Source organism: Brevibacterium renqingii (assembly GCF_017808105.1).
Classification (GTDB): Bacteria; Actinomycetota; Actinomycetes; order Actinomycetales; family Brevibacteriaceae; genus Brevibacterium; species Brevibacterium renqingii.
Genome location: NZ_JADBHF010000011.1, coordinates 104,535 through 122,358 on the forward strand (window position 1 = coordinate 104,535; position 17,824 = coordinate 122,358).

Below are 17,824 nucleotides of genomic sequence, written 5' to 3' on the forward strand. Positions count from 1 at the left end.
GGCTAAGCCTAGAAGGTAGTGAGAACGTCGAAGTCCGCCTGCCCCGCCCGAGCCAAATGGATCTGCTGGTGTACGTGGCCGCCCTGAAATTCGAGACTTCCGCGGGGGCTCTCATAGCCGAAACCGTCCGTCACCGCGAGGATCTCGTGCAGATCGATGCTGCCGGCCGCCGTGATCAGCTCGGCCAGCAGTGCAATCCCTTCGAAGCATGACTCTGCCTGATTATTCAGCGGAGGCGCCGCAGCGCCGAATTCAGCTGCATATGCTCCGACGAGGTCAAGCGAGCTCTCAGTGGCTAAGGATCGAAAATATCCAGCAGCCACGTACATGTTTTCGCAGCCACCCCCGCCCGAGGCCAGGAGCATGTTTTCCTCCATCAGCGGAGCGAATCGCACCAGGTGCCGGTGCAGACCTCTGGCAGAGAATTCGCGATTGAACTCCACAGCATCCTGCCCTACCAGGAACATCAGCACCCCATCACCGCTCTTCGATTCTTCCAGCTCATCGAGGACCGAGGTGTAGTCAGCGTTTCCAAACCGAATGAAATTGAGCGAGAGTACGTCCAGGCCGAGGTTTCGCGCAAAATCCTGTGCGGCTCGAGCCGACCGCTTCGGCCAGATATAGTCCGAGCCGACAATATGCCAGCGCCTCGCGCCCAGTTCCGCACGAAACCATTCCAAGGCGGGAGCAATCTGTCGCTCTGGCGTTTCACCGGTGCAGAAGACCCCCGGCCCACGCTCCCCACCCTCATACAGTGAGGTATAGACATACGGGATCCTCCCTGCTGTCACCGGAGTGAGCGCTTCTCGAACAGAGGAAATGTGCCACCCGGTGAGAGCATCGATCCGCCCGCATCCGACGAGGCGGTCCACCTCGGCGGCCACCTGAGCCGGCGGTGCGCCCGCATCGATGATTTCCAATTCAAGCCGCCGACCGATCACTCCTGACTCGGCATTCGACTGCCGCGAGTACAGCTCGGCCACAGCTTCACACGACGGCCCGAATATTCCGCCGGGCCCTTGCAGGGGAATTGCCAATCCCAACCTCAGGACGTCGTCAGACCGAGCCTCGTGAAATGCCGAACTCCACCCCACGTCGCCTCCTCGCGCCATTGGAGATAACATTTTCATGTGAAAGGATTGCCTATCAATCTAGGGCGGTCCGGCAGAAAAGGAAAGATCTCGTGGAGTCACAACTCGTTGGTCACACCGCAACCGGTGCAACAATGCGCCTACTGTCACGCTCCGCGAACGCAGTTGATCGCCACCTTTCGGTTGCGCTTTCCAGTTCAGATCTCTCGCTGGATCAATGGCGGGTGCTCGACGCCCTGTACGAATCTGATGGCTTCACTATGTCCGCTCTCGCCGAAGCCGTCGGAACAAGCAGCGCCACCCTCACTCGCGTCGTCGACAGACTAGTCACACGTTCGCTGGTGTACCGGACCAGCGACGCTGCCGACCGACGTCGCGTCCTGGTTCGTCTCTCACAACGAGGCATCCGCCAAATCGACGACCTCCGACAGGAAGTTGGGCGAGCTGAGGCACTGTTGTTTGCGGGGCTCTCTCCGTCCGAGCAGACTCAACTGACTTCACTTCTCGCCCGCGTGGGTGTCGACCCCGACCGTGTATTCACCTAACTCGGCATCGGAAAGGTTCTCGCGCCACATTTGGTGCAGCCCGGCACCACATTTCCTACTCGTGAAACCACATTCGGTGCACACCGGCTTCACGTCCGGTGCCTGACATCTGTTCGCATCCTGATGACATGGACGCGATGTGGTTTGGAAGGCGCGAAGGCAACGGGATGCTGAGTCGCCGACACCGCTGCGGTGTCAACGAAGCGCCACCGCCCACTCACCGGTGCCCGGCTCTCAGCACACACAGCCGAATCGTCAGAACGACTCAGTAGTACACGGCCAGACGACCGCGGGGGCCGTCGATGACCTCGACGGGGGTGTCGAAGACTCGGGAGAGCACCTCGCCGGTCATGATCTCCTCGGGAGTGCCGAACTCGACGACCTTCCCCTGCTTCACGGCGCAGATGTGGTCAGCATAGTGGCCGGCGAAGTTGATGTCGTGGAGGACGATGACGATCGTACGGCCCATCGCCGAGGCGGCCCGCCGCAGGTGCTGCATCATCTGCACCGAATGCTTCATGTCGAGGTTGTTCAGCGGCTCGTCGAGGAGCACGTAGTCGGTGTCCTGAGCGAGCACCATCGCCACATAGGCGCGCTGCCGCTGACCGCCGGAGAGTTCGTCGATGAATCGCTCCTCGAGGTCACCGAGCTCGAGGAAGTCGATCGCCTGTGAGATGACCTCCTCGTCCTCGCGCGTCAACCGTCCCTTCGAGTAGGGGAAGCGGCCGAAGCCGACGAGCTGCCGGATCGTGAGGCGCGTGATGTAGTGGTTCTCCTGACGCAGGATCGACACGACCTTCGCGAGATCCTTCGACTTCGTCGAGGCGACGTCGAATCCGGCGATCTCGATCGCGCCGTCGTCGATGCCGAGCAGTCGTCCGACCATCGTCAGCAGCGTCGATTTGCCGGCGCCGTTGGGCCCGACCAGCGCGGTCACGCCCCCGGCCGGGATCTGCAGATCGACGGGGCCGATCTCGACCTCGTCGCTGTAGGACTTGCGGACATCGCTCAGTGTGATCACAGGCGTCCCTTTCTCATGACGACGACGAGGAATGCCACGCCTCCGACGACCTCGACGATGATCGAGACGACGCCCTGGGCGTAGAAGATGTTCTTCATGATGAAGTACGCCCCGCCGAGGACCGTGAACGCGATGAGCGCGGCCATGGGCAGGATGTACTTGTGGTCGAAGGTGTCGGAGAACTGATAGGCGAGCATCGCGACAAGGAAGCCGAGGAAGACCATCGGCCCGATCATCGACACGGACACGGCCATGAGGATGGAGACGAAGAAGAGGATCTTCATCATTTCGAACTTGTGGTTGAGCCCCAGGTTGCTCGTGGTGTCCCGGCCCAGTGCGAGCACGTTGAGCCGGCCCGAGCTCGCGTAGATCGCGCCGCAGGCGAGTACGCACAGCGGGATCGCGAGTGGCAGATACGCGGAGTCCGAGTTCGCGATCGAACCGAAGAGACGGGCGGAGAGGATGTCGAACTCGCTCGGCGTCAGGGTCCGCTGCATGAAGGTCGCGATCGAGCCGAGTCCGCCGCCGATGACGACGCCGATGAGCAGCATGATCGCCACGCTGCCGTGCCTGCCGGAGAGCAGCCAGCCGTAGAGCACCAGGGACAGGCCGACCATGACGATCAGCTGGATGGCGAAGGGCGCCAAGCCCTTGAGATCGACGATGGCGGTGACGCCGAAGAAGTACATCGCTCCGGTCTGGATCGCGACGTAGAGCGATTCGAAGCCCATGATCGAGGGGGTGATGATCCGGTTGTTCGTCACCGTCTGGAAGGAGACCGTGGCGAAGGCCTGACTGAGGGCGACGATGGCGAGGACGACGAGATTCTTCAACCGCAGCTGGGCGATGAGCCAGAATCCGTCATCGGTGATCGGCATCGGGTTGTCCCAGGCCAGCAGCCCGAGGGCGACCGCCGCCGAGACGACGACGAGGGCTGCCATGATCACCCAGTACCGGCGCCGAGCCCGCGGAGTCGGCAGGGAGCCCGCCGACCGCCGAGGCGGACGCGAGGTCGAGCGCCGAGGCGGACGCGAGGTCGAGCGCCGAGGTAGGCCCGCGATCATCGACCGAGTCGCAGTCGCTGCCCCTGCCGCGCGAGCGTCAGCGTCGCCGCCCTCGGCCGGGCGGGTGCGCACGGCTGCAGTCTCCGTCTCCTGCGCGGAGGCGGGTGCCGTCTGGCTGCCGGGTGCCTGTGCGGTTGATGTGGAAGTCGTATCGTGCATCTTCAGCCCTTCTTCCGTGCGCGCATGAGGAGTGCGACGAACACCGCGGCGCCGACGACTCCGAGGATGAGGGACACCGGCACCTCGAACGGCATGACGATGATGCGGCCGATGAGATCGCAGACCGTGACGATCGCGATGCCCAGCAGGCAGACCCAGGGCAGGTTGCTGCGCAGGTCGTCGCCGCGCAGCATCGACACGATATTGGGCACGATGAGACCGAGGAACGGGAGGTTGCCGACGACGACGGTGACGATTCCCGTGGCGATGGACACGAGGATCGTGCCGATGAGGATGATCCGGTTGTAGTTGAGCCCGACGTTCGTCGCGATCTCCTTGCCCAGCCCCGCCACGGTGAAGCGGTCAGCCGCGACGAAGACGGCGGCGACGACGAGGGCGACGATCCACAGCACCTCGTACTGCCCGCGCAGGATCGAGGTGAAGCTGCCGGCGAACCAGATGCCCAGGCTCTGGAGCATGTCCATCTGGACGGCGACGAAGGTCGAGATCGCGCCGACCACGGCTCCGAGCATGATGCCGATGATGGGCACGATGAGCGAGGACTTCAGCGAGACGCGGCGGAGGAACAGGAAGAAGATGATGGTGCCGAGGAACGCGGCGATGATCGCGCCGATCATCCGCGCGAGGATCGAGGCGTCGGGATAGATGATGACGGTGAGCATGAGGCCGAGTCCGGCCCATTCCGTCGTGCCCGTCGTCGTCGGTTCGACGAAGCGGTTCTGAGTCAGCAGCTGCATGACGAGCCCGCACATCGCCATCGCCGCTCCCGAGAGGACGAGGGCGATGGTGCGCGGAACGCGGGTGATCTGGAACATCTCGGCTCCGCCTTCGCCGCCGAAGATGTCGTAGACACCGGTCAGCAGCGAGGCCGCGAGCAGAGCGAGGACACCGAGGACGCTGAGCAGGAACTTCCAGTCCAGCAGCTGTCCCACCACCGCCGAGGCGGGTTCCACGGATGCGGTTCGGACGCGGGGGGCCGGACGGATGCCAGCCTCGGTGATGGACGTGCGACTGCCGGCACCGGTGTCACCGGTGCCGGCAGTGCTGCGTGGGGCTCGTGTCATGCGCGGGAGCGGACCTTACTTGCCTTCGAGCTTGTCGGCGAAGGAGTTGAAGAACTCGGTGTAGGTCTGGATTCCCTCGTTGAGGTAGGTGTCCTCCGGGAAGTAGACGATCTTGTCGTCCTTGATCGCGGGGACGTCCTTGAGCGCTTCCGAGTCCTCGAGGACCTCTGCGGCGGGGGCAGAGCCCTCGTCACGGTCCTCGGGCGCGAAGGAGGCGTCGCGGTCCATGACGAGCATGAGGTCGGGGTTCGAGTCGGCGATGGCCTCGACGGAGACGTCGTCGCCCTGGTGGTCCTCACTGCTCTCCTCGACCTCGAGGGCCGGGTTCAGGTCGAGGATGTCGAAGACCGGTCCGACGGTGCGGCCGACCGAGGGCGCGGAGTATCCGATATCGCCCGCCGAGGTGATCAGGCCCATGGCCTTGTCGTTCTCGTCATATGCCGAGCGCGCGCGTTCGATCGAGGCGTCGAAGTCCTCGATGAGCTTCTTCGCCTCGTCCTGCTTGCCGAAGACCTCGCCGAGGACGGTGGTCTGGCGCTTGAGCTCGTCGTCGAAGGGCTCGTCATCACGGGGATCGAGCTCGAGGATGGTGGCGTCCGGGGCGAGCTTGGCCAGGTCATCGTGGTACTGGGAGAAGCGCTGTCCGTTGATGATGAGATCGGGCTTGGCCTCGACGACCTTCTCGAGGTCGGGCTCGCGGTGGGAGCCGAGGTCGAGGATCGAGTCGTCCTTCGTGTAGCTGAGGTCATCGGGCATGAGTGAAACAGCGCCGGCGCTGAGTTCGATGCCCCAGGTGTCGAGGGTCTCGAATGTGCGGTTGTCAGTGGCGACCACGGACTCAGGAGGATTGGCAACGGTCTGCTTGCCGCTGTTGTCCTCGACCTCGATCGTGTTGCTGCCGGAGTCTTCGGCGCTGGCCTTGTTCTCATCGGAACCGGATGAGCCGCAGCCGGCGAGAGTGAGAGCGACGACGCCCGCCAGGGCACTCAGTTGAAGGCGAGTCGAAACCATGGGGTCCTACTTCCTGATATGAACGGATTGGAGAAACGTGTGCACGCACTGAAAGTAAGCTTAGCCTAGGCTACGAAAATAAAGTCAAAGAAATATGACGTTAACCACGTCACACTTCTCGCGAGACGAATGCCTGCGCCCGGCGCAGGCGGCAGCGCTCACATCCGCTTCACCGCACTCGTTTCAGATCGCGGCGACGAGCCGCTCGACCTCTTCCCGAGTGTCGGCCGCAGCGATCGGCCCGCCGGTTCCCCCGCGGCTGACCTGGAGTCCCGCCTCCTCGACGATGACCGCCCCGCCGGCATAGTCATAGATCCCCAGACCACGTTCGGCGTATCCGTTGACCCGCCCTTCGGCGACCATGCACAGATCGATGGAGGCCGCGCCGCAGCGACGCAGATCGTCGTAGCCGCTCATGAGATTCTCGAGCTTGGCCAACTGCGGGCCCCTACTGTTCCCGGTGTAGGCGAATCCGGTGGCGAGCAGCCTCCCCGACAGACCGGCCGGCGTTCCCCGCAGGCGTCGCGCGCGGATTCCCGCAGCGGAGTGGTCGGACAGCCGCCCCTCGACACGGTAGGCACCGTGGCCGGCGGCTGCCAGCCACGTGGCGTTCAGCCCCGGAGAGGCGACGAAACCGATGCGCCATGGTCCGAGGCCGAGGCCGGCTCCGCTGTCGACAGAGCGGCCGTCCGGTGACGCACCATCCGAGGAGGCCGTGCTTGCAGCCGCTTCGCAGACACCGACCGAGAAGGCGTGGTATTCGATTCCTCGGACATAGTTGACGGTGCCGTCGATGGGATCGACATGCCATTCCAGGGTCGCACCGCCGTCACTGAGATCGGCCAGGCCTCCAGTCTCGGGGTCGAAGCCGCAGAGCCTGCCGAGGAATTCGGCGGAGAAGAACTCGACCGGGTCGAGTGCAGGCGAATCCTCCTCGCCGACCATGAGATCGTGCGGCCTGACCTGCGAGAGGTAGCCGCGGACGAGCGCTTCGATCTGAGCATCGGCCCGGGTGACGAGATCGTTCGGCGAGGTCTTCGTATCGACGATGCGCGCATCGAGGCTGGCCCCGAGAAGCGGTCGCCAGGCGAGCATCTGCTCCCAGGCCATGAGCGACAGGTCGGAGGCGATGCGGATGAGGGGGAGGTCGGCGATCTCGGCGGGCAGCGTTTCGGGCTCGGAGTTCATACGGCCACTCTAGACAACATGCCCCCTGGCCGCCCATGGACCCGGGCCAGCACCTTCCTGTAACAAGACTGCAATACTTCCGCGAGTATGTACTTCTTGTATCTAAGCCGTTCGAAGCCGACTGCGGACCGTGGAATTCCGCTATTTCCTCCGCGCTCTGCACACTCTGCTCCGGCCGGTGTTTATCGCCGCTCATTCCTCGACGCGAAAGTCGCACCTCTTCGAATCACCGCATTCGAGGTGGGATTTTCCTGATCGATCCGAGAAACGCATGCGCGCAATTATGCACCCGTCACACCGTTTTACCGAGCAGTAGGATTTCTTGTTATCGAACAGTGATGGAAATCGGCCATCGAACGGCCAGGGCACGTCCACGGAACACACAAGGGCGGTGACCCATGTCGCCCATGGATCACCGCCCGGTGTGCGCGCAGGTGCGGCCCGACCCTGAAGGGTGAAGCGAAGCCGCTTCCGCCCGTTCTCCCGCGGTCAGACGGGGTCCGGGACGCCCGCTTTCGGTTCGCTGCGCTTGACCGGCCCGTGCCTGCGCACGATCTCCTGCACGGCCTGCGAGGAGGTTCCGGCCGCCTCGGCGATCGCTCCGAAGGTGGCCCCTTCTTCACGCGCACGCAGAATGGCCATCACATAGTCTGTGTTGAGTTTCGATCGCTGCCGAGCGACCTTTCGGACAACGCCGACTAATGCCGACTGATCATCTGTCAATTCACGAGCTCGACGCGACATGGTCTCTTCCCTTGCATTCATGCTGTGGCCCGTTGCCACGAATTGGTGTAGTCCCATTAGATACCACGAATATGGCAATACACCAAGAATTCCCGGATATCGGAATCCATGCCACACAAGAGCGCCGTTCTGAGCTTGCGAGATAACGAAACGATAACGTTCTTATGAGTTGGCGATGACTTCTGCGACGACCCGTTCCGAGGCGAAAGGACTCGATGTTCCGGCAACCCAAGTGGCACAATGCGGACATGACGACTATGGCCCATCCCACCGGCGCGAATCGGGCGACCGTCGATGACGACGAGTCCACGACACCGCTGCCCACCACACTCGCGGTCGAGTTCCGTGCCGCGGGCATCAGCGACTTCAGCACCGAGAGCACGGACAGAGCCGCTTTCTCCTCCGACGGCTCTCTCTTCCGGCTCGTCCCCGCCGCCATCGTCTTCCCTCGAGACGAGGACGAGGTGCGCCGCGTCCTTGCGATCTCGCGCCGCCTCGGGGTGCCCATCACCAGCCGCGGGGCCGGGACCTCGATCGCGGGCAATGCCATCGGCCGCGGGATCGTTCTCGATTTCTCCCGCCATATGAATGAGGTCCTCGAACTCGACCCGCAGGAGCATTCGGCGTGGGTCGAGGCCGGCTGCATCCACGCCCACCTGCAGAAGCAGGCCAGACCGCACGGGCTGCGCTTCGGTCCGGACCCCTCCACGCATACGCGCTGCACGATCGGCGGGATGATCGGCAACAATGCCTGCGGCCCCAGGGCCCTGGGCTACGGACGCACCGGCGACAACATCCTCGCGCTCAAGGTCATGCTCGTCGACGGCACCGTCGTCACCCTCGACGATACGGACTGCTCCGAGACGTTCCCTCGTCTGCACGAACTCGTCGCGAAGCACCTCGGGACCATCCGGCGGGACTTCGGCACCTTCTCCCGCCAGGTCTCCGGGTACGGGCTCGAATCCCTCCTGCCGGAGAACGGCTTTGATCTGCGCCGCGCCTTCGCCGGCACCGAGGGCACATGGGGCATCATCCTGGCGGCGAAGATGCGGCTGGTCAAGAACCCGAGCTTCACCTCGGCGGTGGTGCTCGGCTACGAGGACATGGTCGCGGCCGCCCACGACGCGCCGCTGCTGAAAGACTTCCCCGTCGCCGCCTGCGAGGGCCTCGACTCGCGCATGCTCGACCGGGTCATCGCGACCAAGGGAGCCCAGGCGATTCCGCACCTGCCCGAAGGCGGCGGCTGGCTCGTCGTCGAACTCACCGGTGAGGACGAACCTGAGCTCGAACGGGAGACGCAGCGGCTCATCACCGAGTCGAAGTCCCTCGACTCGGCGGTTCTCGACGCCCAGGCGGCCGCCGAGGTCTGGGGGATCCGCGCTGACGGCGCCGGTCTCGTCTCCCGCACCCCCGACGGTCGCGATGCCCACGCCGGATGGGAGGACTCTGCGGTTCCGGTCGACCACCTCGGCGATTACCTGCACGATCTCATGGAGCTGCTCGACGAGCACGGACTGTGGGCCATCCCCTATGGTCATTTCGGGGACGGCTGCCTGCACATGCGCGTGGACTTCCCGCTCGAGGACCCGAACGGCCCCCAGGTGATGCGGGAGTTCATGGTCGCAGCCACGAAGCTCGTGGCGCGCTACGGCGGCTCGGTCTCCGGCGAGCACGGCGACGGCCGGGCGCGTTCCGAACTGCTCACCCTCATGTACACCCCTGCGGCAATCGATCTGTTCGCCGAGGTCAAGAGACTGTTCGATCCACGGCACCTGCTCAACCCGGGTGTCATCGTCGATCCCGATGCGCTCAGCGAATCGATCCGGCTGACTCAGCTGCCCCTGCGTCAGGAGCTGCCCGGCGGCCTGGCCATGGCCTACGAAGGCGAGTCCGCGGGCTTCGCCTCGGCCGTGCACCGGTGCACCGGGATCGGCAAGTGCCGTGCGGACTCGGCAGCCGATGGGGGCACCATGTGCCCGTCCTACCAGGCCACACGTGATGAGCGGCATTCGACGCGGGGGCGCGCCCGGGTGCTGCAGGAAATGGTCTCCGGAGATCTGCTCGAACCGCGGTGGGACTCCCCCGAGGTCCACGAGGCGCTCGACCTGTGCCTGTCGTGCAAGGCCTGCGGCACGGAGTGCCCGACGGGGACGGACATGTCCACGTACAAGGCCGAGGTCCTCTACCAGTCCTACCGCGGCAGACTGCGGCCGATGAAGCACTATGTGCTCGGCTTCCTCCCGCAGATCGCGCGCCTGTCTGCTCCGTTGGCGCCCGTGGTCAATCGAGTGACGGGCCTGCCGGTCCTCTCGACGATGGCGAAGCGGATCGGCGGCATCGACGTGCGTCGTTCGATCCCGCAGTTCGCTGCCACGACCTTCCGCAAGTGGTGGGCGACCGGCGCCGAGGCGGGCGCACGACCGGATGACGCGCAGGATGCGGACGCCGCCTCGGGGGTCCGGAGGCCCCGGGCCGAATCGGGTGGGTCAGGCGAGACCGCCGAGGTGGTCCTGTTCGCCGACTCCTGGTCGAACCACTTCACCCCGCGCAGCCTCGCCGCGGCCGTCGCCGTACTCGAGCACGCCGGCGTCACGGTGCGCGTGATCGATCAGACCGTGTGCTGCGGCCTGGCGCTGATCTCGACCGGTCAGCTCGACGCTGCGCGGGCGAACCTCTCGGAGACGATCACGGCCCTCGACGCCACGGGGGATGTGCCGATCATCGGCGTCGAGCCCTCCTGCCTGGCCACGCTCAAGGACGATTCGCGCAAACTCGTCGCCGATGAGGCCTCGAATCGGGTGGCCGATCGGGTGCAGACCCTGGCCCAGTACCTGCTGAGCATCGGCGCCGAACTGCCCGATCTGCGCGGAGTCGAAGCACTCGTCCAGCCGCACTGCCATCAGTCGGCGATCTTCGGCACCGCCGCGGACAAGGAGCTGCTGGCTCGGGCGGGGGCGAGCAGCGAGTTCCTCGGCGGCTGCTGCGGACTGGCCGGGAACTTCGGTGTCGAGGAAGGTCACTATGAGACCTCGGTCGCCGTCGCCGAGGTGGCTCTGCTGCCGGCGCTGCGGAAGCAGAGCGCCGAGGCGGGAACGGAGTCACGCCTGCAGGTGGTGCTCGCCGACGGGTACTCGTGTCGGACGCAGATCACGGACCTCAGCGACGCCGCGGGCGTGTCATTGGCCGAACTGCTGGCTTGGGGCTGGGGGCTGGAACCCCAGCGATAGGGGCATTCGGGCCTTCACGGGGCGAGACGCTCAGGCCCTCATGGTGCGAGTCCGCTCAGGCCCTCGTCACCACGGGCCGCTCAGGCCTTCGCCGCGACCGGCCGCTCAGGCCTTCGCGGTGAGGACCGGGACTTCGGCTTCGAGGAGGATCCGCTGAGCCTGGGATCCGAGGATGAATTTCCCGATCGCGGAGCGTTTGCGCAGGCCGATGACGATCAGCTGGGCTTCGTATTCGGTGGCAAGCTCGTTGAGCGTGCCGGGCAGGTCGTCCTCGTGGTCGGGCTGGAGCACCTCGACCTCGATGTCCGATTCCCTGCCGAGGTCGACGATCCTCTTGATCTCGTCCTCACCGATCTCGGTCGGAGTCCCGCTGGCACCACGGCGCTGTGAGTTGATCACGACGGCAGTGCTCGACCGCAGTTTGGCCTCCGCGAAACCCGCACGCAGAGCAGCCTCACCCTCGGGAGCAGGTAGGTAGCCAATGAGAATCGTCATGGCCCCCAGTATATTGTCAGCCGCGCACATCAGTCATTCCGGTCTCACCATGACGTCCCGCCCGGCTCGCCGGCGGCTCCTTTCCCGGCAGACAGCGCGAAGGCGGTATTGCAGCCTCGCGAGGTTGCAATACCGCCTTCGGGCAGCGGGGACGGAAGGTCAGGCGACGAACACCTCGGCGTCGGTCTTCGACACCCGATCGACCAGATGCTCGTTATAGGCCGGCATGGTGAGGAACTCGGCGAAGGTCTCGCCCAGCGCCGTGGCGCGGAAGATCTCCACAGCCTCGTCGAAGTGGTCGTCGGGACGGCGCTCCATCGCGGCCAGCTCCTCACCGAGGTAGCGCTCGGCCAGATGAGGCGTCAGCTGCTGACCGTTGTCGAGGGTCACCTCGTGGCGGATCCACTGCCAGATCTGCGAGCGGCAGATCTCCGCGGTGGACACGTCCTCGAGCTGGTTCTCCAGCGCCACGTGCCCGTTGCCGCCGAGCCATTCGTTCATGTACCCGATGGCCACGCGGATGTTCACCCGCACGCCCTCCTCGGTGACGATCGGCTCGAGACCGGTGACGTCGAGGATGTGGTCGCTGGTCACCTGCACATCGGGGCGCTTGTTCTCCAGCTGATGCGGACGCGAACCCAGCGCCGCATCGAAGACGGCCAGCGCAGCCGGCACGAGAGCCGGATCGGCAACCCACGTGCCGTCGAAGCCCTGCCAGGCCTCGCGGGCCTTGTCCTCACGCATGCGGGCGAACTCGGCGGCGACGAAGGCCTCGTCGGGATGTTCGGCCATGAGGTTGGACATGGTGCCGATCGCATGCGCTCCGCGACGGTGGCAGGTGGCGACGAGACGGTCGGTGAAGGCCTTCATCAGCGGCAGATCCATCGTCAGACGCTCACGGTCGGGCAGAACGTAGTCGGTGGAGTTGCGCAGGTTCTTCACCACGGAGAACAGGTAGTCCCAGCCAGCGGCTTCGAGTCCGGCACAGTGTTCGCGCAGCTCGAAGAGGATCTCCTCCATCTGGAACACCGCGGTGATGGTCTCGATGTGCGCGGTGGCACGGATGGTTCCCTGCTCGATGCCGAGCATGTTCTGGGCGTGGACGAAGATCTTGTTCCACAGCCTGGCCTCCTGCGAGGACTCGAGCTTCGGCAGGTAGAAGTACGGGCCGGAGCCGTGGCTGATGAGGTGGCGGGCGTTGTGGAAGAAGTAGAGACCGAAATCGACCAGCGCACCCGAGGTCGCGAACTCCTCACCGTTGTCGTCGACGTAGAGCAGGTGCTTCTCCGGCAGGTGCCAGCCGCGGGGACGCAGTCCGATGGTCGGCTGGTTGTCGTTGTGCACTCCGGGCAGCTGGCCGCGGATGGCGCGGTAGAGGTTGAGCTGACCGCCGATGACGTTCGCCCAGGTCGGGCTCGTGGCGTCTTCGAGGTCGGCGAGCCACACCTTGGCCTGCGAGTTCAGCGCGGCCACGACCTCGGGCTCGGTGACCGGGCCGGTGAGTTCGACGCGGCGGTCTTCGAGGCCGGGAGCACCCTGGGATCCGGCGACGGTCCAGGACCGGTCGGCACGAATGCGGGCCGTCTCGGGCTTGAACCGCGGTAGGGTCCCGCCGTTCATTTCGGCCGCGCGGTTGCGGCGCGTGCGCAGCAGGTCGCTGATGGTGCCGGCGAACTCGTCGTGCAGTGTGGCGATGAACGTCAGAGCGGGCTCCGAGAGGACGGTGCCGAAGCCGGTTTCGAGCGGCGCGTTGATCTTGATGAAAGACATGGGCTTCTCCTCACCCGTCGTAGTGTGCTGCCTGGTTTGTGTGGTGCTGCCTGGATGGACGGAGCCTGGACGGCCCGCCGATTGCGGTGGTGCTGCTCCGGGGATCTCTGTGCCCGGTCGGGGTTCGAAGCGTGTGGTGTGACGGCGCGGACCGACAATGCAAACCCCGTGAAAACATTGCCGATCCGCGCCGGGTATGTAGTGGCCGGCCGACCGCCTCCCCGCTGGGAGGCAGGTCGCGCGGCCTGTTCGCTCGGCTGAACCGAGCGCGTCGGCTCAGCTGAACTGAGCGGTTTCGGTGGATCCGGCCAGTGCGGTGGTCGAGGAATCCGGGTTGAGCACCGTCGAGACCAGGTCGAAGTACCCGGTGCCGACCTCGCGCTGGTGGCGAGTGGCGGTGTATCCGCGGTCCTCGGCGGCGAACTCGCGCTCCTGCAGGTCGACGTAGGCCTTCATCTGCTCGCGGGCGTAGCCGTGGGCCAGATCGAACATCGAGTAGTTGAGCGCGTGGAAGCCGGCCAGGGTGATGAACTGGAACTTGTAGCCCATGGCTCCCAGCTCGCGCTGGAACTTCGCGATGGTCGCATCGTCGAGGTGCTTGCGCCAGTTGAACGACGGCGAGCAGTTGTACGACAGCATCTGGTCGGGGTATTCGGCCTTGATCGCCTCGGCGAACTGCTTGGCTGCCTCGAGATCGGGCGTCGAGGTCTCCATCCACAGCAGATCCGAGTAGGGAGCGAAGGACAGACCGCGGGCGATGCCCGCCTCGATGCCGTTGGTGATCTTGTAGAAGCCCTCGGCGGTGCGCTCACCGGTGACGAAGCGCTGATCGCGCTCGTCGATGTCCGAGGTCATGAGCGTGGCCGCCTCGGCGTCGGTGCGAGCGATGACGAGGCTGGGCACGTTCTCGACGTCGGCCGCGAGGCGAGCCGCGTTGAGGGTGCGGATGTGCTGCGAGGTCGGAACGAGGACCTTGCCGCCGAGGTGGCCGCACTTCTTCTCCGAACCGAGCTGATCCTCGAAGTGGACGCCGGCAGCGCCGGCGTTGATCATCGAGCGCATGAGTTCGTAGACATTCAGCGTGCCGCCGAAGCCCGCCTCGGCGTCGGCCACGATCGGGGCGAACCAGTCGTCGACGTTCTTCTGCCCTTCGGAGGTCTCGATCTGGTCGGCGCGCATGAGTGCGTTGTTGATCCGGCGCACGACCTGCGGCACCGAGTTGGCCGGGTAGATCGACTGGTCCGGGTAGGTCTGGCCGGCGGCGTTGGCGTCGGCGGCGACCTGCCAGCCGGAGAGGTAGATGGCCTTGAGTCCGGCCTTGACCTGCTCGACGGCCTGGTTTCCGGTCAGCGCGCCGAGGGCGTTGACGTAGTCCTCGGTGTTGATGAGGTCCCAGAGGCGCTCGGCTCCATGGCGGGCCAGCGTGTGCTCCTCGATCAGCGAACCGCGCAGCTTGACGACGTCCTCGGGCTCGTAGTCACGAGCGACTCCCGACCAGCGGGCGTTGGTCGCCCAATCGCGGCGGATGGCCTCGGCATCGTGCAGGTTGCTCTGCGTGGTGTTGTCAGTCATTGTCTTTCTCTCCTCGTCGATCGGGGTTGATGTATTCATTCTGTGGGGGCCGCAAGTGCTCCGGTAGGGGAATTTTGAATGAATAATCTCGATATTTCCGGTTTCAGAAATTTCGCCGTTCTGTCATACTGATTCTCACGAGAGTGAACTGGCACACAGAACCGATTGGAGCGGCCTTGGTCAGCGTTGGAGCCGAAGTCGACACAGAGAACCAGCAGACCGATCAGCTGAGCATCGGCAGAAGAATTCGATTTTTTCGCAAACAGCGTGGTCTGACGCTGAACGAGCTGGGGCAGGAAGTGGGGCGTGCGGCCTCGCAGATCTCGACGATCGAGAACGGCAAGCGAGAAACTTCTGTCACGCTCCTGGCCGCGATCGCCAAGGCCCTGCGGACCGATGTCGCCGAGCTCATCGACCCCGCCCCGATCGACGAACGGCAGGCCCTCGAGCTCGAGGCCGAACGCAATCAGGCCTCGCCCATGTACTCGTCCCTCGGTCTGCCGCAGGTGCGGATCAAGTCCCTGCCGGCCGATGCGCTCGAGGCGATCGTGGGTCTGCAGCGCCAGCTCGGCGAAGCTCTCGAACGCCGCGCGGCCACCCCCGAGGAGGCCCGGCGCGCGAACCGTGAGCTGCGGGACCGGATGCGGGAGAAGAACAACTACTTCGCCGAACTCGAGTCCACCGCGGCCGAGCTGCTCGACCTCGTCGGCTACGAATCGGGCACGGTTTCGCAGCGGCAAACCGCGCTCATCGCCGAGAAGCTCGGCTTCAGCCTCCACTACGTCTCGGACCTGCCGGACTCGACCCGGTCGATCTCCGATACCGCGAACAAGCGGCTCTACCTGCCCAACGCCGATGCCGCGTTCGATCCGCGCTCCCACCTGCTGATGAGCCTGGCCCCGCATGTGCTCGGCTACGACTCGCCGAAGGACTTCCACGAGTTCCTCCAGCAGCGCGTCGAGGCGAACTATCTGGCCGCTGCGATCCTGCTGCCCGAATCGGCGGCCGTGCCGATGCTCGAGGAGGAGAAGAAGAAGCGCGTGCTCTCCGTCGAGCATCTGCGCGATATGTTCGGCGTCGGCTACGAGATGGCCGCGCACCGGTTCACGAACCTCGCCACCGAGCACCTCGGACTGCCCGTCCACTTCATGAAGGTCCATAACTCGGGCACGATCCACAAGGCGTATTCGAACGACGGCCTGCCCTTCCCCACCGACCCGCTCGGCGCGATCGAGGGGCAGTTCGCCTGCAAGCGCTTCACTTCGCGCACGGTCTTCCGCGTCGCCGACCGCTTCAGCCCCTACTACCAGTACACCGACACCCCGCACGGGTCGTTCTGGTGCACCGCACGCGTCCTGCCGGGCGGCGATTACGCCATCAGCGTCGGCGTTCCGTTCTCCCATGTGCGCTGGTTCGAGGGCAGGGAGTCACAGATCCGCTCGAAGTCCGAATGCCCCGAGCCGTCCTGCTGCCGGCAGGCGCCGCAGGATCTGGCGGAGAAATGGGAGGACCAAGCGCTGCCCTCAGCCCGGATGCATGCTTCGCTGCTGGCCGCGGTGCCGCCGGGCGCGGTGCCCGGTGTCGACGACACCGAGGTCTACGAATTCCTCGAACGCCACTCTCAGTGAGGCGCGGGGTCTTCCGCGAGGGCCTCGCCGAGGCGGACGAGCAGGAGTTCGCGCCACCACAGGTGCTCGTGACCGCCCACGAATGACCGAACCTCGATATCGAGCCCGCGGTCGGCGAACTCCGGGACCGCCTCGGCGACGGCATCGGCGATCGCCGGTTCCAGGACGCCGTAGTCGATGACGAACGCCGGTCGCGGGAAGGTGCCGGACTCCGGCACGTGATGCCAGATCCTGCGCCCGGCGACGTCGGTCTGCCAGAACGACGGTGACAGGCAGATTCCGCGGAAGCGCTGCGGATGGCGGAGGGCGAAGTAGGCGGCGGCCAAACCGCCGTAGGAGGCTCCGGCGACGAGCGTGCGTGCCGCGTGGTCGGGGTCATTCGTCATGCTCGCGACGAGGTCGAGCACGTCGTCGCAGAAGCGGGGATTCATCACGAGATCGGAGGCCCGCAGACCGCGTGCGGGTGGATCGGAGGTCGGCAGGGCGGAACCGCGCGGAACGGAAGGCAGCGTCGACCCTCCCAGGACCGAGCCCGCGGCGTCGGCATCGGCAGGTTCATGATCGATCGCGATGACCGCCGACGGAGGCGAGTCGAGCTCGTCGACCGCCGCGAGCAGTCCGCCGTCGACGAACCCTCGCCCGTCGAAGACGACGAGCATCGGTGCCGTGGCGGCCGCCCGCTGCGGACGGCAGCTCCAGATCCGCCTCGGCGTGGAATCGAGGGTGACGACGCGTTCCTCGACGTCGCGGGAACCGATGCGGGGCCGATGCGACCGGGCGGGATCGGGGACAGACCAGCCCAGCGGGTCGGCGTCGGGAGCTGCGATCTCGAGGACGCTGATGCCGCGCATGCTGCGCAACACCCGCAGACCAGGATGACGTGTCGGGACGAAGGCACCGTCGAGCGCGTCAAGCCAGGTGGGACGGTCGGCGGTGCTGAGCCCTGTGGGCACGGGCATGAAGTGGAGGCTGCCGCGGAATCCGCGGGGAACCGCGAGGTCGATCGCATATGCGACGCCGTCCGAGCCTTCCTGCCGGATCATGATCCCTCGGGCAACATCGGCGCGGCCGGTGATTCCGTTGAGGTCGGCGAAGAGGGACTGTTCGGGGCCCGGTCGGCAGTCGGCGGGAATGTGCTCACCACGCAGGAGGATGCGCAGCTTCCAGTCGTCGCGTTCGGACCCGAGGCACCACGTGCCCAGCTGCTCTGTTTCGATCATCGAC

The 17,824-nt window shown here is 65.4% G+C and carries 14 protein-coding genes; 3 read left to right on the top strand and 11 right to left on the bottom strand.

Annotated features, from left to right (window positions below; all coding sequences use genetic code 11):
- Positions 1-8: 8 nt before the first annotated feature.
- On the bottom strand, positions 9-1,130 hold the full coding sequence (locus IHE57_RS12395) for a substrate-binding domain-containing protein (RefSeq protein ID WP_436627489.1): 1,122 nt from the start codon (positions 1,128-1,130) through the stop codon (positions 9-11).
- A 95-nt stretch (positions 1,131-1,225) separates the two neighbouring features.
- Here IHE57_RS12395 and IHE57_RS16745 point away from each other — a divergent pair, with 95 nt between their 5' ends.
- Positions 1,226-1,636, top strand: a complete 411-nt coding sequence (locus tag IHE57_RS16745; protein ID WP_366933946.1) for a MarR family winged helix-turn-helix transcriptional regulator — start codon at positions 1,226-1,228, stop codon at positions 1,634-1,636.
- Between the two features lie 265 nt (positions 1,637-1,901).
- Here IHE57_RS16745 and IHE57_RS12405 read toward each other — a convergent pair whose 3' ends face one another.
- The 6 genes from IHE57_RS12405 to IHE57_RS12430 form a co-directional block, all read right to left on the bottom strand.
- On the bottom strand, positions 1,902-2,657 hold the full coding sequence (locus IHE57_RS12405) for an iron ABC transporter ATP-binding protein (protein ID WP_209326011.1): 756 nt from the start codon (positions 2,655-2,657) through the stop codon (positions 1,902-1,904).
- On the bottom strand, positions 2,654-3,880 hold the full coding sequence (locus IHE57_RS12410) for an iron chelate uptake ABC transporter family permease subunit (RefSeq protein ID WP_253720224.1): 1,227 nt from the start codon (positions 3,878-3,880) through the stop codon (positions 2,654-2,656). The genes IHE57_RS12405 and IHE57_RS12410 overlap by 4 nt, the downstream gene beginning before the upstream one ends.
- Before the next feature lie 2 nt (positions 3,881-3,882).
- On the bottom strand, positions 3,883-4,965 hold the full coding sequence (locus tag IHE57_RS12415; RefSeq protein ID WP_209373386.1) for an ABC transporter permease: 1,083 nt from the start codon (positions 4,963-4,965) through the stop codon (positions 3,883-3,885).
- Positions 4,966-4,980: 15 nt separating this feature from the next.
- A complete protein-coding gene (locus tag IHE57_RS12420; RefSeq protein WP_209373388.1) occupies positions 4,981-5,976 on the bottom strand; it encodes a siderophore ABC transporter substrate-binding protein in 996 nt (331 codons plus the stop codon).
- Between the two features lie 183 nt (positions 5,977-6,159).
- A complete protein-coding gene (locus IHE57_RS12425) occupies positions 6,160-7,164 on the bottom strand; it encodes an inositol monophosphatase family protein (protein ID WP_209326008.1) in 1,005 nt (334 codons plus the stop codon).
- 489 nt (positions 7,165-7,653) lie between these two features.
- Positions 7,654-7,806 carry a hypothetical protein gene (locus IHE57_RS12430; protein ID WP_209326007.1) on the bottom strand — a complete coding sequence of 51 codons (153 nt, stop codon included), beginning with the start codon at positions 7,804-7,806 and terminating at the stop codon, positions 7,654-7,656.
- 350 nt (positions 7,807-8,156) lie between these two features.
- Here IHE57_RS12430 and IHE57_RS12435 point away from each other — a divergent pair, with 350 nt between their 5' ends.
- Complete coding sequence (locus tag IHE57_RS12435) at positions 8,157-11,135, top strand: FAD-binding and (Fe-S)-binding domain-containing protein (protein ID WP_253720226.1); 2,979 nt, start codon at positions 8,157-8,159, stop codon at positions 11,133-11,135.
- Between the two features lie 105 nt (positions 11,136-11,240).
- On the opposite strand, the gene IHE57_RS12440 is transcribed toward IHE57_RS12435, so the two are convergent.
- The 3 genes from IHE57_RS12440 to aceA form a co-directional block, all read right to left on the bottom strand.
- Positions 11,241-11,630 carry a universal stress protein gene (locus IHE57_RS12440; protein WP_209326006.1) on the bottom strand — a complete coding sequence of 130 codons (390 nt, stop codon included), beginning with the start codon at positions 11,628-11,630 and terminating at the stop codon, positions 11,241-11,243.
- A 159-nt stretch (positions 11,631-11,789) separates the two neighbouring features.
- Positions 11,790-13,400 (bottom strand): malate synthase A, encoded by a 1,611-nt coding sequence (gene aceB, locus IHE57_RS12445; protein WP_209373389.1) that lies wholly within the window; start codon positions 13,398-13,400, stop codon positions 11,790-11,792.
- A gap of 276 nt (positions 13,401-13,676) precedes the next feature.
- The gene (gene aceA / locus IHE57_RS12450) at positions 13,677-14,972 is read right to left on the bottom strand and encodes an isocitrate lyase (protein ID WP_209373391.1); all 1,296 of its coding nucleotides are present in this window, start codon (positions 14,970-14,972) and stop codon (positions 13,677-13,679) included.
- 176 nt (positions 14,973-15,148) lie between these two features.
- Between aceA and IHE57_RS12455 the strand changes: the two genes are divergently transcribed.
- Positions 15,149-16,600, top strand: coding sequence for an XRE family transcriptional regulator (locus IHE57_RS12455; protein WP_209326003.1), 1,452 nt, complete (start codon positions 15,149-15,151; stop codon positions 16,598-16,600).
- On the opposite strand, the gene IHE57_RS12460 is transcribed toward IHE57_RS12455, so the two are convergent.
- Positions 16,594-17,820, bottom strand: a complete 1,227-nt coding sequence (locus IHE57_RS12460) for an alpha/beta hydrolase-fold protein (RefSeq protein WP_209373393.1) — start codon at positions 17,818-17,820, stop codon at positions 16,594-16,596. The two genes, IHE57_RS12455 and IHE57_RS12460, sit on opposite strands and share 7 nt — an antisense overlap.
- Positions 17,821-17,824 lie beyond the last annotated feature (4 nt).

Excerpts from the sequence above, each read along its gene's own strand:
- IHE57_RS12395 (WP_436627489.1), bottom strand. The coding sequence starts at position 1,130 with ATGAAAATGTTATCTCCAATGGCGCGAGGAGGCGACGTGGGGTGGAGT.
- IHE57_RS16745 (WP_366933946.1), top strand. The coding sequence starts at position 1,226 with ATGCGCCTACTGTCACGCTCCGCGAACGCAGTTGATCGCCACCTTTCG.
- IHE57_RS12410 (WP_253720224.1), bottom strand. The coding sequence starts at position 3,880 with ATGCACGATACGACTTCCACATCAACCGCACAGGCACCCGGCAGCCAG.
- IHE57_RS12415 (WP_209373386.1), bottom strand. The coding sequence starts at position 4,965 with ATGACACGAGCCCCACGCAGCACTGCCGGCACCGGTGACACCGGTGCC.
- IHE57_RS12420 (WP_209373388.1), bottom strand. The coding sequence starts at position 5,976 with ATGGTTTCGACTCGCCTTCAACTGAGTGCCCTGGCGGGCGTCGTCGCT.
- IHE57_RS12425 (WP_209326008.1), bottom strand. The coding sequence starts at position 7,164 with ATGAACTCCGAGCCCGAAACGCTGCCCGCCGAGATCGCCGACCTCCCC.
- IHE57_RS12430 (WP_209326007.1), bottom strand. The coding sequence starts at position 7,806 with ATGGCCATTCTGCGTGCGCGTGAAGAAGGGGCCACCTTCGGAGCGATC.
- IHE57_RS12435 (WP_253720226.1), top strand. The coding sequence starts at position 8,157 with ATGACGACTATGGCCCATCCCACCGGCGCGAATCGGGCGACCGTCGAT.
- IHE57_RS12440 (WP_209326006.1), bottom strand. The coding sequence starts at position 11,630 with ATGACGATTCTCATTGGCTACCTACCTGCTCCCGAGGGTGAGGCTGCT.
- aceB (WP_209373389.1), bottom strand. The coding sequence starts at position 13,400 with ATGTCTTTCATCAAGATCAACGCGCCGCTCGAAACCGGCTTCGGCACC.
- aceA (WP_209373391.1), bottom strand. The coding sequence starts at position 14,972 with ATGACTGACAACACCACGCAGAGCAACCTGCACGATGCCGAGGCCATC.
- IHE57_RS12460 (WP_209373393.1), bottom strand. The coding sequence starts at position 17,820 with ATGATCGAAACAGAGCAGCTGGGCACGTGGTGCCTCGGGTCCGAACGC.